Annotated in this window: 13 protein-coding genes; 7 read left to right on the top strand and 6 right to left on the bottom strand. The window is 68.7% G+C overall.

Going from position 1 to position 15,598, the window contains the following annotated elements; genetic code table 11:
• The first annotated feature begins 8 nt into the window (after window positions 1-8).
• The 6 genes from lnt to G3580_RS14950 are packed head-to-tail and all read left to right on the top strand — an operon-like array spanning window position 9 to window position 8,635.
• Window positions 9-1,490, top strand: a complete 1,482-nt coding sequence (lnt, locus tag G3580_RS14975; protein ID WP_173766827.1) for an apolipoprotein N-acyltransferase — start codon at window positions 9-11, stop codon at window positions 1,488-1,490.
• 38 nt (window positions 1,491-1,528) lie between these two features.
• On the top strand, window positions 1,529-4,270 hold the full coding sequence (locus G3580_RS14970; RefSeq protein ID WP_173766825.1) for a cation-translocating P-type ATPase: 2,742 nt from the start codon (window positions 1,529-1,531) through the stop codon (window positions 4,268-4,270).
• 56 nt (window positions 4,271-4,326) lie between these two features.
• Window positions 4,327-5,256, top strand: a complete 930-nt coding sequence (glyQ, locus tag G3580_RS14965; protein WP_173766823.1) for a glycine--tRNA ligase subunit alpha — start codon at window positions 4,327-4,329, stop codon at window positions 5,254-5,256.
• Window positions 5,256-7,340: a glycine--tRNA ligase subunit beta gene (glyS, locus tag G3580_RS14960; RefSeq protein WP_173766821.1), complete on the top strand. Its 2,085-nt coding sequence runs from the start codon at window positions 5,256-5,258 to the stop codon at window positions 7,338-7,340. Before glyQ ends, glyS begins: the two co-directional genes overlap by 1 nt.
• A 22-nt stretch (window positions 7,341-7,362) precedes the next feature.
• Entirely contained in the window at window positions 7,363-7,896 is a 534-nt protein-coding gene (gene gmhB, locus G3580_RS14955; RefSeq protein WP_173766819.1) for a D-glycero-beta-D-manno-heptose 1,7-bisphosphate 7-phosphatase, read from the top strand.
• Between the two features lie 7 nt (window positions 7,897-7,903).
• Window positions 7,904-8,635 (top strand): lysophospholipid acyltransferase family protein, encoded by a 732-nt coding sequence (locus G3580_RS14950; RefSeq protein WP_173766817.1) that lies wholly within the window; start codon window positions 7,904-7,906, stop codon window positions 8,633-8,635.
• 231 nt (window positions 8,636-8,866) lie between these two features.
• On the opposite strand, the gene phaP is transcribed toward G3580_RS14950, so the two are convergent.
• The 5 genes from phaP to G3580_RS14925 form a co-directional block, all read right to left on the bottom strand.
• Window positions 8,867-9,442 (bottom strand): phasin family protein, encoded by a 576-nt coding sequence (gene phaP, locus G3580_RS14945; protein WP_173766815.1) that lies wholly within the window; start codon window positions 9,440-9,442, stop codon window positions 8,867-8,869.
• A gap of 307 nt (window positions 9,443-9,749) precedes the next feature.
• Window positions 9,750-10,526 (bottom strand): enoyl-CoA hydratase, encoded by a 777-nt coding sequence (locus G3580_RS14940; protein WP_173766813.1) that lies wholly within the window; start codon window positions 10,524-10,526, stop codon window positions 9,750-9,752.
• Between the two features lie 17 nt (window positions 10,527-10,543).
• A complete protein-coding gene (lptA, locus tag G3580_RS14935) occupies window positions 10,544-11,134 on the bottom strand; it encodes a lipopolysaccharide transport periplasmic protein LptA (RefSeq protein WP_173766811.1) in 591 nt (196 codons plus the stop codon).
• Window positions 11,135-11,136: 2 nt separating this feature from the next.
• Complete coding sequence (lptC, locus tag G3580_RS14930) at window positions 11,137-11,706, bottom strand: LPS export ABC transporter periplasmic protein LptC (RefSeq protein WP_173766809.1); 570 nt, start codon at window positions 11,704-11,706, stop codon at window positions 11,137-11,139.
• Between the two features lies 1 nt (window position 11,707).
• Window positions 11,708-12,697 (bottom strand): KpsF/GutQ family sugar-phosphate isomerase, encoded by a 990-nt coding sequence (locus G3580_RS14925; protein WP_173766807.1) that lies wholly within the window; start codon window positions 12,695-12,697, stop codon window positions 11,708-11,710.
• Window positions 12,698-12,805: 108 nt separating this feature from the next.
• On the opposite strand from G3580_RS14925, the gene G3580_RS14920 reads away from it, so the two are divergent.
• Window positions 12,806-14,776: a monovalent cation:proton antiporter family protein gene (locus tag G3580_RS14920; RefSeq protein ID WP_173766805.1), complete on the top strand. Its 1,971-nt coding sequence runs from the start codon at window positions 12,806-12,808 to the stop codon at window positions 14,774-14,776.
• Here the strand turns inward: G3580_RS14920 and G3580_RS14915 are convergent.
• On the bottom strand, window positions 14,773-15,441 hold the full coding sequence (locus G3580_RS14915; RefSeq protein WP_173766803.1) for a prepilin-type N-terminal cleavage/methylation domain-containing protein: 669 nt from the start codon (window positions 15,439-15,441) through the stop codon (window positions 14,773-14,775). The two genes, G3580_RS14920 and G3580_RS14915, sit on opposite strands and share 4 nt — an antisense overlap.
• Window positions 15,442-15,598 lie beyond the last annotated feature (157 nt).

The following is a 15,598-nucleotide window of genomic DNA, read 5'->3' as shown; positions in this document are numbered from 1 at the left end:
CGATCCGCATGCGTCTGCGCCACCTCATCCTGGCGATGCTCGCCGGCGCCGCCACGGTGCTCGGCTTCGCGCCCTTCCTGCTGTTCCCGCTGCCGCTGGTGACCCTGGCGGTGCTGTTCGGCCTGCTCGCCGGCTGCCGTCGTGCTGGCGAGGGCTTCGCGCTCGGGCTCGCCTGGGGCCTGGGCTGCTTCGTGGCCGGCATCTCCTGGCTGTACGTGGCGCTGCATCGTTTCGGCGGCATGCCGGGCCCGATCGCGGCGGCGTGCATCTTCCTGTTCGCCGCTTACCTGGCCCTGTGGCCGGCGCTGTCCGCCATGGCCTTCGTGCGTCTGCGCGCGCACCGAGCCTGGCGCGACGCGCTCCTGGCCGGGGGCGTGTGGGTGCTGGGCGAGTGGCTGCGCGGCTGGGTGTTCACCGGCTTTCCGTGGCTGTCCATCGCCAACTCGCAGACGCCGCCGAGCCCGCTGGCCGGCTTCTTCCCGCTCGTGGGCGTCTATGGCGTGGGGGCGCTGCTCGCCATGCTCGCCGCGGGGTTGGGGCTCATGCTGCGCAAGGGGCCGGGGCGGCTGGGGCCCTGGTGCATCGCTACCGTCCTGATCCTGGGGAGTGGCCAGGCCCTGCGGTCGGTGCGCTACACCGAACCGGCCGGGGCGCCGCTCCGGGTCGCCCTGATCCAGACCAATGTCGAGCAGGACCTCAAGTGGCAGCCCGAGCGCCTGCGCCAGTGGCTGGACCTCAACCTGCAGCTGGTGCGCGAGCATCCCGCCGACCTGGTGGTGCTGCCCGAATCGACCCTGCCGATGCTGGCCGACCGGCTGCCGCCCGGGTATCTGGAGCAACTGGGCGCGGCCGCCGGAGGCGGCACGGTCGTCGCCGGCGTGTTCATGCGCGATACCGCGGAACACATCTACAACGCCGCCGTCAGCCTCGGCGCCCGTCCCGGCCAGCACTATGCCAAGCACCATCTGGTGCCCTTCGGCGAGTATTCTCCGCCCACCTTCGGCTGGTTCTACCGGCTCGCCAAGATTCCCATGTCGGACCAGACGGCGGGGGCGGCGGATCAGCCGATGATGGCGGTCGCCGATCAGCGCCTGGCCCTCAATATCTGCTACGAGGACGTGTTCGGCAACCAGATCCGTCGCCGTGCGGGCGACGCCACCGTCCTGGTGAACCTCTCCAACCTGGCCTGGTACGGCGACTCCTTCGCCCAGCCGCAGCACCTGCAGATGGCCCGGGTGCGCGCCATCGAGACCGGACGGCCGATGCTGCGCGCCACCAACACCGGCATGACCGCGGCGATCGCCCCGGACGGCACGGTGGCGGCGGTGTTGCCGGCGTTTACCCGCGATGTGCTCGAAACGCAGGTGCAGGGCATGACCGGCACCACCCCGTACATGCGCTGGGGCGATGCGCTGGCGCTGGCCCTGGCCGGACTCATGGTCGTGCCGTCGGCGCTGCGCCGCGGGCGCCGACGCCGATCGTCGACCTAGGTCAACGTCCCGCCGCCATGGGGCAGTAGCATGGTGGCATGGACCCGACGCTCCGCCCGCCCGACGACGATACCCCCCATCCGTGGCATGCCCACGGGGTGGAGAGCGTGTCTGCGCGCCTGGCCACCGACGTCCATCACGGCCTGGACCATGAAGAAGCCCGGCGCCGGCTTGGCGTGCACGGTGTCAACCGCCTCTCGCAGCCGCCCGGGCGCGGTCCCGTGCGCCGGCTGCTGCTGCAGTTCCATCAGCCCCTGATCTACATCCTGCTGCTCTCCGGGGCCGCCGCCGCGGTGTTGGGCGAGTGGGTCGACGCCGCGGTCATCTTCGGCGTGGTGCTCGTCAATGCGGTGGTCGGCTTCATTCAGGAAGGGCGGGCCGAGCAGGCGCTGGCGGCCCTGGCGCGGACGGTGTCCAGCGAGGTGAGCGTGCAGCGCGGCGGCGCCCGCCATCGCCTCGACGCGGCGCACCTGGTCCCGGGGGACGTGGTCCACCTGGCCGCGGGCGACCGGGTGCCCGCCGATGTGCGCATCGCCCATGCTGCCGGGCTGCAGGCGAGCGAAGCGGCGCTGACCGGCGAGTCGGCGGCGGTGGCCAAGCACAGCGCGGCCTTGCCCGCGCCGACCCGGGTGGCCGAGCGCAGCAACATGGCCTTTGCCGGCACCCTGGTGGTGGCCGGCCAGGGCCGGGGCCTGGTGGTGGCTACGGGTGATGCCACCGAGACCGGACGCATCGCGCAGATGCTCGCCGGCACCGAGGCCCTCGAGACCCCGCTGACCCGGGCCATGGGGCGTTTTTCCAATCTGCTGCTGGTGGTGATCCTGGCGCTGGCGGCGATGACCTTCGCCCTCGGGCTGGCCCGTGGCGAGTCGGCGGTGGAGATGCTCATGGCCGCGGTGGCGCTGGCGGTCGGCGCAATTCCGGAAGGCTTGCCGGCGGCGCTCACGGTGACGCTGGCCATCGGGGTGGCGCGCATGGCACGCCGGCGCGCCATCATCCGGCGCCTGCCGGCGGTCGAGACCCTCGGCAGCACTACGGTGATCTGTTCCGACAAGACCGGCACCCTCACCGAGAATCAGATGACTGTCGAGTCGATCTATGTCGGTGGCCAGGTCTATGCGGTGTCGGGACGCGGCTACGCACCTGTCGGCCGGCTGAGCCGCGACGGCCTGCCGGTGCCCCTGTCGGGGGCGCTGCGCGAGTGCCTCGTGGCGGGGGTGCTGTGCAACGACGCGGCCTTGATCAAGCGGGACGGGGAATGGACGGTGGACGGCGACCCGACCGAGGGGGCACTGATCGTGGCGGCCCGCAAGGCCGGCCTCGACGAGGCCAGCATCGCTGCCGGATGCCCGCGCGTGGACGAGCTGCCCTTCGATGCGGTGCGCCAGACCATGGCCACGCGGCACCGGACGGATGCCGGGGCGGTGATCTTCGTCAAGGGCGCGCTGGAGCGGATCATCCCGCGCTGCGCCCGCATGCTCGACGCCGAGGGGCAGCCCGCGCCGCTGGACGCGTCGGCCATCGATGTGGCGGCCCAGCGCATGGCGGCCAGCGGGCTGCGGGTGCTCGCCTTCGCGCGGCTGAGCCCGGCGCCTCGACTCGCGTGCGACGCGGATGTGGCCGGCGATCTGAGCTTCATCGGCCTGCAGGGCATGATCGACCCGCCGCGCGCGCGGGCCACGGCGGCGGTCAAGGCCTGCCACCAGGCCGGCATCGAGGTGAAGATGATCACCGGCGACCATGGGCTCACGGCGCTGGCCATCGCGCGCCAGATGGGGATCGCGAACGACGACGACACGGTTGTGGTCGGCCGTGAACTGGCGGCCATGGATGAGATGCAACTGGCGGCCGCGGTGCGTTCGGTGCGGGTGTTCGCGCGCGTCGAGCCGGCCGAGAAGCTGCGCCTGGTGCGGGCGCTGCAGGCGCACCGGGCGGTGGTGGCGATGACCGGCGACGGGGTGAACGACGCGCCGGCCCTCAAGGCCGCCGACATCGGCGTCGCCATGGGGGCGGGCGGCACCGACGTGGCCAAGGAGGCCGCAGACATGGTGCTCACCGACGACAATTTCGCCACCATCGAGGCGGCGGTCGAGGTCGGCCGCGGGGTGTACGACAACCTGGTCAAGTTCATCACCTGGACCCTGCCCACCAATTTCGGCGAGGGGCTGGTGATCCTCGCCGCCATCTTCGCCGGTGTGACACTGCCGATCACGCCGCTGCAGATCCTCTGGATCAACATGACCACGGCGGTCCTGCTGGGCATGAGCCTGGCGTTCGAGCCGATCGAATCGGACGTGATGCACCGCGCGCCGCGTCCGCCGGGGCAGCCGATGCTCGACCGGGTGCTGGTCGGGCGCATCGTCCTCGTCGGGGTGGTCATGCTCGCTGGCGCCTTCGGCCTTTTCGTGCGCTGGTCGGGGCTCTCCGGCGATGTGGCGGTGGCGCGTAGCGTGGCGGTCAACGTGTTCGTGATGGTGGAGATCGTGTTCCTCTTCGCCTGCCGCAGCCAGCGCCGGCCGCTGTGGCGCATCGCCCCGTTCAGCAATAGCTGGGTGTGGGGCGGGGTGCTGGCGCAGGTGCTGCTGCAGGCCGCGTTCACCTACTGGGCGCCGATGCAGGCCGTGTTCGGCACCGCCGCCGTGCCGCCGGCCGCGTGGGCGGAGATCGTCGGCATCGGGCTGGTGGCGCTGGTGATCGTCGAACTCGAGAAGGCGATCCGGCGCCCCCATGACGCGTCGATGCGCAAAAGCGCCGCGCAGGCTTCGTCATCGGGCAAATAGCCAGTAAAATTGCGCTTTTGCTCCAACGCGGCGGGCCCACGCTCGCCGCCACGCTCATGACTGCAAACAAACCGACCTTTCAAGAAGTCATCCTGCGCCTGCAGAAATTCTGGGGCGAGCATGGCTGCGTGCTGCTCCAGCCCTACGATCTCGAGGTCGGCGCCGGCACTTCGCACACCGCCACCTTCCTGCGCGCCATCGGCCCCGAGCCGTGGAACGCGGCCTATGTGCAGCCCTCGCGCCGCCCCAAGGACGGGCGCTACGGCGAGAATCCGAACCGTCTGCAGCACTACTACCAATACCAGGTGGTGCTCAAGCCCTCGCCGCTGAACATCCAGGAGCTGTATCTGGATTCGCTGCGCGCGCTGGGCATCGACCCGATGGTGCACGACATCCGCTTCGTCGAGGACGACTGGGAGAACCCCACCCTGGGCGCCTGGGGCCTGGGCTGGGAGGTGTGGCTCGACGGCATGGAGGTGACCCAGTTCACCTACTTCCAGCAGGTCGGCGGCATCGACTGCAAGCCGGTGCTCGGCGAGATCACCTACGGCCTCGAGCGGCTGGCCATGTACCTGCAGGGCGTGGAGAACGTCTATGACCTGATCTGGTCGGTCGGGCCGGATGGCCGCGCGGTGACCTACGGCGACGTGTTCCACCAGAACGAGGTGGAGCAGTCCACCTACAACTTCGAACATGCCAACGTGGACTTCCTGTTCTCGCTGTTCTCCAACTACGAGAGCGAGGCCAAGCGGCTGATGGAGCAGAACCTGGCGCTGCCGGCCTACGAGATGGTGCTCAAGGCGGGGCACACCTTCAACATGCTCGATGCGCGCGGCGCCATCTCGGTGACCGAGCGCGCCGCCTACATCGGCCGCATCCGCAACCTGTCGCGCAGCGTCGCGGCGGCCTACCATGCCTCGCGCGAGGCACTCGGCTTCCCCATGTGCGACGAGGCCGACAAACCCAACAACAAGGAGGCCGCGTGATGTCCGACGCGACCCTGCTGGTCGAACTGCTGACCGAAGAGCTGCCGCCCAAGGCTCTGCCGCGCCTGGGTGAGACCTTCGCCCACACCATCCACAAGGAGCTCGTCGCCCGTGGCCTGGCCGCCCAGGACGCCGCCGTGCGCCCCTTCGCCTCGCCGCGCCGGCTGGCGGTGACCGTGGGCAAGGTGCTGTCCGAGGGCGCTGCGAAAGAGGTGACCGAGAAAATCATGCCGGTGTCGGTGGCGCTGGAGGCGGACGGTACGCCCAAGGCGCCGCTGCTCAAGAAACTCGCCGCCAAGGGCATCGCCGAGAGCGAGATCGCCCGCTTCGAGCGGCGCATGGACGGCAAGGCCGAGGCGCTTTTCTACACCTCGACGGTGCCGGGCGCGAAGCTCGACGAGGTGCTCTCCGACGCGGTGAGCGCCGCCGTCAAGGCGCTGCCGATTCCCAAGGTGATGCGCTGGGGCGCCGGGGACGCGCAGTTCGTGCGCCCGGTGCACAAGCTGGTGATGCTCCATGGCGACCGCGTGGTGCCGGGCCGGGTGCTGGATCTGGACGCCGGCAAGGTCACCCGCGGCCACCGCTTCATGAGCCGGGGCGAGATCGCGCTGGCCAATGCCGATGCCTACGAGGCCACGCTGCTGGCCGAGGGCAAGGTGGTGCCGTGCTTCGACGAGCGCCGCGCCAACATCGACAAGCAGCTGGTGGAAGAGGCCGCACGGCAGGGCGCGCTGCTGGGCGAGTACGGCGATCTGCTCGACGAGGTCGCTGCGCTGGTGGAGCACCCGACGGTGTATGTCGGCCAGTTCGACGAGGAGTTCCTCGCCGTGCCGCAGGAATGCCTGATCCTGACCATGCGTGCCAACCAGAAGTACTTCCCCCTGTTCGACGCCGACGGCACGCTGCTCAACCGCTTCCTGATCGTGTCCAACATGCATGTGCAGGACCCGTCCAACATCGTCCTCGGCAACCAGCGCGTGGTGCGCCCGCGTCTGGCCGATGCGCGTTTCTTCTTCGACACCGACCGCAAGCAGCCGTTGGCCAGCCGCGTCGAGCGGCTCGCCAACGTGGTCTATCACAACAAGCTCGGTTCGCTGCTCGAACGCGTCGAACGGCTCGAGACCCTCGCCGGTGCCGTCGCGCATCGGCTGGGCGCCGACCGCAGCGCGGCCCAGCGCGCCGCCCGCCTCGCCAAGGCCGATCTGGTGACCGAGATGGTCGGCGAGTTCCCCGAACTGCAGGGCACCATGGGCCGTTACTACGCGCTGCACGATGGTGAGGGCGAGGTCGTCGCCAATGCCATCGAGGCGCATTACCAACCGCGCTTTGCCGGCGACGCGCTGCCCGAGGGCAACGTGGCCGCCGCGGTGGCGCTGGCGGAAAAGCTCGACGCCCTGGTCGGCTTCTTCGGCATCGGTCAGCTACCGACTGGCGACAAGGATCCGTTCGGCCTGCGCCGCGCGGCCCTCGGCGTGCTGCGCATCCTCATGGAGACGCCGCTGCCGCTGGATCTGGCCGCCCTCATCGACGACGCCGCTGCCGGCTTCGCTGCCGGTGCGTTGAGCGAAGACCCGCGGGCGCCGTTGCAGGGCTTCTTCCAGGAGCGCCTGCGCAACCTGCTGCGCGATGCCGGCCATGCCCCCGAGGCGATCGACGCGGTGCTCGCGCTCGATCCGACCCGGATCGATCTGGTCCCGGCCAAGCTCGCCGCGGTGCAGGCCTTCCAGGCCCTGCCCGAGGCCGAGGCGCTGGCGGCCGCCAACAAGCGCATCGTCAATATCCTCAAGAAGGCCGACACGGTGCCGGGCGAGCCCGACGTGACCCTGTTCCAGGAAGCCGCCGAAAAGGCCTTGTTCGATCAGCTCAACGCCCTCGCGCCGCAGGTGCGTGCGCACTTCGACAACGAGGACTACACCGAATCGCTACGCTCGCTCGCCGGTCTGCGCGAGGCGGTGGACCGCTTCTTCGACGAGGTGATGGTGATGGCCGAGGAGCCGCTCATCCGCGCCAACCGCCTGGCCCTGCTCGGCGCCCTGGCGGGGCAGATGAACCGGGTCGCCGACCTGTCGCGGCTGTCGGTCTGAGCGCGCCGCGCGCGGAGTCGCCATGAAATTCATCGTGCTCGATCGTGACGGGGTCATCAACAAGGACTCCGACCAGTTCATCAAGTCGCCCGAGGAGTGGGAGCCGATTCCCGGCTCGCTCGAAGCGATCGCCCGGCTGAACCAGTCCGGCTGGCGGGTGGTGATCGCCTCCAACCAGTCCGGCGTCGGTCGCGGCCTGTTTGGCATGGACATGCTCAACGCGATCAACGGCCGCATGGTGGAGGCCCTGGCGCAGGTCGGCGGTCGGCTCGACGGGATCTTCTTCTGTCCGCATGCCGCCGATTCGACCTGCGACTGCCGCAAGCCCAAGCCGGGGCTGCTCAAGCAGATCGAATCGCGCTTCAATGTCGATCTGGGCGGGGTGCCCATCGTCGGCGACAGCCTGCGCGACATGCAGGCCGGCGCCGCGGTCGGCTGCGAGCCGTACCTCGTGCTCACCGGCAAGGGGGAGAAAACCCGCGACGACCCGGCCCTGCCGCCGGGCACCCATATCTATCCCGACCTCGCCGCCGTGGTCGACGCCTTGCTGGACTGAGACCCCGATGGCCCTGATTCGCTCCGCGCTGTTCGCGCTCGTGCTGCTCCTGATCACCCCGGTCTTCGCGGCCGTTGCGCTGCTCGTCACGCCGCTGGCGCCCCAGACCCGCTACCGGATCATCGGCGGGTGGACGAGCATCGCCATGTGGTTCATCCGTCACCTGCTCGGCATCCGCCACCGGGTGATCGGCACCGAGCATCTGCCCGACCGGCCCGCGGTGGCCTTGTGCAAGCACCAGTCCGCGTGGGAGACGATTGCCCTGCAACGCATCCTGCCGCCGATCTGCTTCGTGCTCAAGCGCGAGCTGCTGCGCCTGCCGTTCTTCGGCTGGGGGCTGGCGCGGATGCCGATGATCGCCATCGACCGGGCGGCGGGTAAGGACGCCCTGGCGCAGGTGGTCGAACAGGGTCGCGAGCGGCTCGCCGAAGGTTTCTGGGTGGTGGTGTTCCCCGAGGGGACGCGGGTGGCGCCGGGGACGACCCGGCGTTACAAGCCGGGCGGGGCCTGGCTGGCGTCGCACACCGGCGCGCCGGTGGTGCCGATCGCTCACAACGCGGGCGAGTTCTGGCGTCGCAACGCCTTCGTGAAGACGCCGGGCGAGATCGTGGTGAGCATCGGTCCGGTCATCGAGGGCGAGGGGCTGACGACCGAGGAAATCAACCGGCGGGCGGAGCAGTGGATCGAGGCGGAGATGCGCCGCCTGTTCCCGCATCACTATCCGGCCGAGGCCGCTTGAGTTCGCAGGTGTCGACGCGGGGCGGGTGACGGCTCGGACGCCGCTCCCGTCCTTCGTCATTGCCTGGGCGGCGGCGCGGCTTACGGCAACGAAGAACGGCCGATGTGTCTCGGACGAGCGGCTGTTCTCCGATCATTGGATGGGCGCTCTCGCCCACCCCGGACGGACGGGTCACGCCCAAAGAAAAAGCCCCGCACTTGCGGGGCTTTTTCGACTGGCAGGAAAGACCGATCAGGCGGCTTTCTTGGCAGCGGTGGTCTTCGGCGCAGCTTTCTGAGCGGTACCGACGGCCTTGACGGTGGCGTTGGTCGCGGCAGCCACGTTGGCTTCGGCGATCTCGGCAACCTGCTTGGCAGCCTTGCTCATGCTGTCGTAAGCCGAGTTGGCAGCAGCGATGGCGGACTTGACGGCGGCCACGGCCACGTCGGAGCCAGCCGGAGCGGACTTGGCAGCCTTGTCCAGCGCAGCGGCCACACCCTTGTTGACTTCAGCCATCTGGCCTTCCATCAGCTTGGACACTTCGTCCTGGTTCTGGGTGGCGATTTCGTACACGCTGCGAGCGTAGGCGACCACTTTCTCGACGGCCGGCTGGGCCATGGCGGTCTGCAGGCTCACGAACTCCTGAACGTCCTTGGCACCCATCAGGGCCTTGGTGTTGGTCACGCCGTCTTCCATGAAGCTGCGGGCGGTGTTCAGGTTGAGCGCGGCCAGGCGCTCGACGCTGGCGAAGGCAGCGTTGGCCAGGGTCAGCATGGTTTCGACGTTGGCCTTGTTGGTGGCGGCCACTTGCTCGGGGGTAGCGAACATGAACTTCTCCTATCGATGGTGTGTTGCTATAAAAGAGATATTGCGATGCAACATGGTTCGAATTATAGAAGACGATTCGGCCATGTCAACTATTTTGTGCAATGCACAAAATACGGTCGTTCGAAAATAACGCTGAAAAAGCAACAACTTGTTTCAGTTGCTTTGCGGCGGTATGTGCGTTGCGGCAGTTGGTGCCGATGGCTTGCGTCGGTGGGTGCAGTCTAAGTGTTTGCTGTTGCAGCAAAAAGACGGAAGCATGACGGCTGGGCAGCCGGCCCGCGTGGTGCGGGCCGGTAGTGGGGCGGGGTCAGCGGTGCTTGAAGTGGGCGGGGCGTTTTTCGACGAACGCGGCCATGCCTTCCTTCTGGTCTTCCAGGGCGAAGGCGGAATGGAACTGCCGACGCTCGAACAGCAGGCCCTCGGACAGACCGGATTCGTAGGCGCGGTTGATCGATTCCTTGATCATCATGATCACCGGGAGCGAGTAGCCGGCGATGGTCTCGGCGGCGGCGAGGGCTTCGTCGAGCAGACGCTCGGCCGGGACCACGCGGGAGACCAGTCCGGCGCGCTCGGCTTCCTCGGCGTCCATCATGCGGGCGGTGAGGCACAGGTCCATGGCCTTGGCCTTGCCGACCGCGCGCGGCAGACGCTGGGTGCCACCGGCGCCGGGCAGGATGCCGAGCTTGACCTCGGGCTGGCCGAAGCGGGCGGTGTCGGCGGCGATGATGATGTCGCAGGCCATGGCCATCTCGCAGCCGCCGCCGAGGGCAAAGCCCGCCACCGCGGCGATGATGGGTTTGCGGCAGGTCTTGACCCGTTCCCAGTTGCGGGTGATGTAGTCGCCCAGGTAGGCGTCCATATAGGAAAAGCCGGCCATGGCGCCGATGTCGGCGCCGGCGGCGAAGGCCTTCTCCGACCCGGTGATGACGACGGCGCCGATCTCGTCGTCGGCCTCGAAACGGTCGAGCGCCTGGCCGATCTCGTCGACCAGGGCATCGTTGAGCGCGTTGAGCGCCTTGGGGCGGTTGAGGGTGATGAGGCCGACGCGGCCACGGGTCTCGACGAGAATGTGTTCGGGGGTCATGCGTGCTGTCTCCTGGATTACTGGGCGGGCGCGTCGGTGGCGGGCGCGGCGTCGGACGGCGCAGGCGTCGTTGCCGGTGCCGCGTCGGCCGCCGGTTGCTTGGGCTGGATCACGGCGCGCACGCGGCCGCCGCCGGAGTTGGCCTGACTCGAGCCGCTGTTGGTGACCACGTACTGGCCGGTGTAGCCGTCGTACTGGATGTACTGACCGCGTACCTCGTCCTTGCCGCTGACCACGTGGGCGTTGGTATACAGGTAGGTTTTCTGGGTGCGGCCGTCGTATTCGATGCGCTTGGCCTGACCGTTCACGTACTCGCCGCTGCCGTCGCGACGCTGGCGGAACGAGGCCAGTCCGTCCTCGCTGGTGGCCACGCCTTTCTGGAAACCGTCTCCGTCCTGGGTGACGGTGAGGCGGTCGCCCTTGATCTGGAGCGTGCCCTGGGTGAGCACGACGCGGCCTTCGAAGATATGCACCTTCTTGCGCTCGTCGACGGTGGCCTTGTCCGCTTCGATGTTGACCGGTTTGCCGCGGTCGGCGCGTTCGGCGTGGGCCAGTGGAGAGAGGAGGCCGAGCAGGCCGACGATGAGCAGGGGCACACGAGGTGTCATGGTCATTTCCGCTTGATGGGCATGTGCGCCTGCACATGGCCGGTTAAGGTCATCACGCCGAAGACGTTGTCGGCCGTCATGGTGTCGCCGCGCGCGGTGGCGCCGTCCTGGGTGATGGTGACCGGATCGAGCGACTTGGCCGACTCGACATTGGGCCAGACGATGAGCGATTCGGAGGCGAAATGGGTGGTCGGTTCGCCGGGAATGGTGCGTTCGCCGCGCACGTTGCCGGCCATGTCCACCCGATCGCCGTCGTCGCGCACGTCGGCGCTGCGCGAGGCCAGGCGCATGTCGAGGGCGTCACGGACCAGGTGGACGACCGGGTCGGTCAGTCGGGAGTGCGCCTGGCCGGGCAGGTGTCGCATCTCGCGGGCGTCCAGGTAGTAGTGGGGCTTGCCGTTGATGTCGAAGCGGGTCAGCGCCATCTGCTCGACGATGATGTCGGGGCCTTGCTCCTCGCTGGCCTCGACCGCGGTGCCGGGGCCACGGGTGGCGCGCTCCAGCCAGAAGCTGCCCGCTGCGAGGACGGTCAGGGCGATGACGGGGAAGGCGTGCTGGAGCGTCAGGCGCATCTCAGATGACCTTGGCCTGCATCAGGTCGTGCATGTTGAGCGCGCCGGCCAGCTGCCCCCCCTCGTCGAGGACGAGCAGCTGGTTGATGCGGTGCGCTTCCATGAGCTGGGCGGCCTCGGCCGCCAGGGCGTCGGGGCCGATGTGACGCGGTGCGCGGGTCATGAGTTCGCCGATCCGCGCTTCGCGCAGATCGCCTTCGCGTGCCAGGGCGCGACGCAGGTCGCCGTCGGTGAAGATGCCGGCGGGCGGCTGGCCCGCATCCATGACGATCACCATGCCCATGCCGCCTTGCGACATGGGCACGAGCGCGTCGGCGAGCGAGGCGGCGGTGGTGACGACGGGCAACCCGGCGCCGGTGCGCATCACGTCGCGTACGTGGGTGAGCAGGCGGCGTCCGAGTGCGCCGCCCGGATGGCTGCGGGCGAAGTCGGTCTCGCCGAAGCCGCGCGCTTCGAGCAGCGCCACGGCGAGCGCATCGCCCAGGGCCATCGCCGCAGTGGTGCTCGCCGTGGGGGCGAGATTCAGCGGACAGGCCTCTTCGGCGACGCCGGCATCCAGATGCACGTCGGCCTCGCGCGCCAGCGGCGAATCGGGGTTGCCGGTCATGGCGACGAGACGCGCGCCCTGGCGCTTGACCTGGGGCACGATGGTGAGCACCTCTTCGCTCGAGCCGGAGTTGGACAGCGCGATCACCACGTCGTCGGGCGTGATCATGCCCAGGTCGCCGTGGGCGGCCTCGGCGGCATGTACGAAGTAGGCGGGCGTGCCGGTACTGGCGAGGGTGGCGGCGAGCTTGCGGCCCACGTGGCCGGTCTTGCCGATGCCGGTGACGATCACCCGGCCGTGGGCGTCGAGGACGAGCCGGACGGCCTCGGCGAAGCGGTCGTCGAGACGGTCGGCCAGCGCCGCGACCGCGCCGGCCTCGATGGCCAGTACGCGGCGCGCCAATGCCAGGCAATCGAGCGGTGAGAAGGCGTCATCTCTGGCCATTGGCTCGCAGAACAATCGGTTAAACTGGACGCGAAAGTATATCAGAAGGCCGTTTGACGGCCCGCCGCCCGGGCCGGTGGCGCAAGGCTCCAGGGGAAACCGGACCGCATGGTCAACACGCTCGAACTCGTCCTGCTGCTGCTCGCCGCCGCCGTGCTGGTCGTGGCCATCTTCCGCAGTCTCAACCTGCCGCCGGTGCTCGGCTATCTGCTGGTGGGGGCGTTGGTGGGGCCGCACTCCTTCGATCTGATGCAGGACGAGTCGGGCGCGCGCCACCTGGCCGAATTCGGGGTGGTGTTCCTGATGTTCTCCATCGGGCTCGAATTCTCCCTGCCGCGCCTGTTCGCCATGAAGCGCATCGTGTTCGGCCTCGGCGGGCTGCAGGTCACCGCAAGCCTCGTGCTGACGACGCTTATCGGCGCGCTGCTCGGCTGGGGCTGGGTCGAGAGTTTCGCCCTGGGCAGCATCGTCGCCACCTCGTCCACCGCCATCCTCTCCAAACTGCTGGCCGACCGGCTCGAGCTCGAATCCAAGCATGGGCAGGAGATCATCGGTGTGCTCCTGTTCCAGGATATCGCCGTCGTGCCCCTGCTGATCCTGCTGCCGGCGCTGTCCGAGCCGGGCGAGGCGCTGGTGGGCACCCTGGGTCTGGCGGCGGTCAAGGCGGCGGTGATGCTGGCGCTGGTGCTGGTGTTCGGCCAGCGCCTGATGCGCGCCTGGTTCACCCTGGTGGCCAAACGCCGTTCCGGCGAGCTGTTCATGCTCAACGTGCTGCTCATCACCCTCGGCCTGGCGTGGCTGAGCGAGCTGGCGGGGCTGTCGCTGGCGCTGGGCGCCTTTCTCGCCGGGATGCTGATTTCGGAAACCGAGTACCGCTACCAGGTGGAGGAGGACATCAAGCCGTTCCGCGACGTGCTGCTCGGTCTGTTCTTCGTCACCGTGGGCATGTTCCTGGATGTGCGCGTGATCGTCACCCATCTGCCGGGCGTGATCGCCATGGTGGTGGCGCTGCTGACGCTCAAGTTCGCTGTTGCCGCCGGCGCCTCGCGCCTGTTCGGGGCGACGCCCGGCACCGCCATGCGCACCGGCCTGTGGCTGTGCGCCGGGGGCGAGTTCGGCTTCGTGCTCATCTCGCTCATCGATGGACTCGGATTGCTCGCGCCCGCGCTCATGCAGATCACCGTGGCGAGCCTGGTGCTGTCGATGCTGTTCGCGCCGCTGATCGTGCAGGTCTCCGACCGGCTGGTGATGCGCTTCGTGGCCTCCGAATGGTTGCTGCGGTCCATGGAGCTGACCCGGGTCGCGGCGGAGTCCATGAGCACCCAGGGACATATCGTCATCTGCGGCTACGGGCGCAGCGGCCAGCATCTGGCGCGCTTCCTCGAGCAGGAAGATGTGCGCTACGTGGCGCTCGACCTCGATCCGGAGCGGGTGCGCGAGGCGGGCGCGGCCGGCGACACCGTGGTCTACGGCGACGCCGCACGCCACGAGACCCTGCAGGCGGCCGGCGTGTCCCGGGCCGCGGCGCTGGTCATCTCCTTTTCAGGCGTGGAGGCGGCGCTGCGCGTGATCCATCATGTGCACGCGATTCGCCCGGATCTGCCGGTCATCGCGCGGGCGCTGGACGAGGCCGAGATGGCCAAGCTGTCGGAGGCGGGCGCGGCCGAGGTGGTCACCGAGGCCTTCGAGGGCAGCATCATGCTCGCTTCCCATGCGCTCGCCCTCATCGGCGTACCGATCAACCGCGTGGTCAGGCGCATCCGCATGATCCGCTCCGAGCGCTATGCGCTCATGCGCGGCGTTTTCCATGGCGCGAGCGACGCCCCCGAGGGGCCGGACGGCAAGCAGCTGCGGCTGCATTCGGTGATCGTGCCCGACGGCGCCCGGGCGGTCGGGCGCACCATCGGGGAGATGGATTTCCCGCTCATGGACGTGAGCGTCTCGGCGGTGCGCCGGCGCAACATCCGGGGCCTGAGCCCCGGCCCGGAGACGCAGATTCTCGCCGGCGACGTGATCGTGCTGCTCGGCGAGCCGGCCAATCTGCAGCTGGCCGAGCGGCGGATGTTGCAGGGCGACTAGATTTCGAGGCAGATGGTGTAAGTGGATTCGTCATCCAGCGTGTTGAGCGCCACCGCGGCAGAGCCACGGGCGGAACCGACGGTCACCGCGCGCAGGGAGCCTGCTGCCGGGTCGCCGTCGTCCATGGTCTGGTCCAGCTGGCGCACATAGCGACCCTGGATACCGCTCGAGCACAGGTAGGTGCCGCGCATGCCGGCGATGAACGCGGTGTGCGTCGAGTTGGCGACCTCGATGCCCAGGATCCCGCCGACGGAATTGTGGGGCTGGATGCCGCAGTCCCCGCCCGCCGTTAGTGCCGTGGAGCCGGCGAGGAAATTGCCCAGGCGCAGATGCTGCCAGAACTTGCAGGTTTCCTTGTCGGCCTCGTTCGTATCCCAATCCCCCTCGATCAGGCCGTTGCCATTGCCGTTGAGGGCGGTTGCGCCCAGATGGTTGACTGCTTGGGCGTCGTCGCCGGGCAGGGTGCGAAACCGGTCCTGATAGCCGTAGAGCATGGTCGGGATGTTGCGCAAATCCTGCGACAACGCCTTGACGCGGGCGCTGTTGATCAGCTCCTGGCCCTTGAGCACACCACCGAGGAGCAGGCCGATGATGACGAGCACCACGGCGATCTCGACGAGGGTGAAGCCTTGTTGTGATTGTCTGGAAGCTGGATGGCGGCGCATGAGGAGTCTCCGGGTCAATGCCTTGACATCAGCAATTCCCGTGCCTGTGAAAATGTTCCGCGGGTGTGATGTTTTTCACGCTTTTTCGCGCCGGCTGTCGAGAGCTGGACAGGTGGTGTCCATATCTCGACGGGCTGTCCAGTTTTCGTCAGGCGCG

The sequence above is a fragment of the Nitrogeniibacter mangrovi genome (genome assembly GCF_010983895.1).
Lineage (GTDB): Bacteria > Pseudomonadota > Gammaproteobacteria > Burkholderiales > Rhodocyclaceae > Nitrogeniibacter > Nitrogeniibacter mangrovi.
Note: the sequence above shows the minus strand (reverse complement) of the source record. Positions and strands in the feature narration are given on the sequence as shown.

Bases quoted from the DNA above. Each gene is read 5' to 3' on its own strand.
- glyS (WP_173766821.1), top strand. From the start codon at position 5,256: ATGTCCGACGCGACCCTGCTGGTCGAACTGCTGACCGAAGAGCTGCCG.
- gmhB (WP_173766819.1), top strand. From the start codon at position 7,363: ATGAAATTCATCGTGCTCGATCGTGACGGGGTCATCAACAAGGACTCC.
- G3580_RS14950 (WP_173766817.1), top strand. From the start codon at position 7,904: ATGGCCCTGATTCGCTCCGCGCTGTTCGCGCTCGTGCTGCTCCTGATC.
- lptC (WP_173766809.1), bottom strand. From the start codon at position 11,706: ATGCGCCTGACGCTCCAGCACGCCTTCCCCGTCATCGCCCTGACCGTC.
- glyQ (WP_173766823.1), top strand. From the start codon at position 4,327: ATGACTGCAAACAAACCGACCTTTCAAGAAGTCATCCTGCGCCTGCAG.
- lnt (WP_173766827.1), top strand. From the start codon at position 9: ATGCGTCTGCGCCACCTCATCCTGGCGATGCTCGCCGGCGCCGCCACG.
- lptA (WP_173766811.1), bottom strand. From the start codon at position 11,134: ATGACACCTCGTGTGCCCCTGCTCATCGTCGGCCTGCTCGGCCTCCTC.
- G3580_RS14915 (WP_173766803.1), bottom strand. From the start codon at position 15,441: ATGCGCCGCCATCCAGCTTCCAGACAATCACAACAAGGCTTCACCCTC.
- G3580_RS14925 (WP_173766807.1), bottom strand. From the start codon at position 12,697: ATGGCCAGAGATGACGCCTTCTCACCGCTCGATTGCCTGGCATTGGCG.
- G3580_RS14920 (WP_173766805.1), top strand. From the start codon at position 12,806: ATGGTCAACACGCTCGAACTCGTCCTGCTGCTGCTCGCCGCCGCCGTG.
- phaP (WP_173766815.1), bottom strand. From the start codon at position 9,442: ATGTTCGCTACCCCCGAGCAAGTGGCCGCCACCAACAAGGCCAACGTC.
- G3580_RS14970 (WP_173766825.1), top strand. From the start codon at position 1,529: ATGGACCCGACGCTCCGCCCGCCCGACGACGATACCCCCCATCCGTGG.
- G3580_RS14940 (WP_173766813.1), bottom strand. From the start codon at position 10,526: ATGACCCCCGAACACATTCTCGTCGAGACCCGTGGCCGCGTCGGCCTC.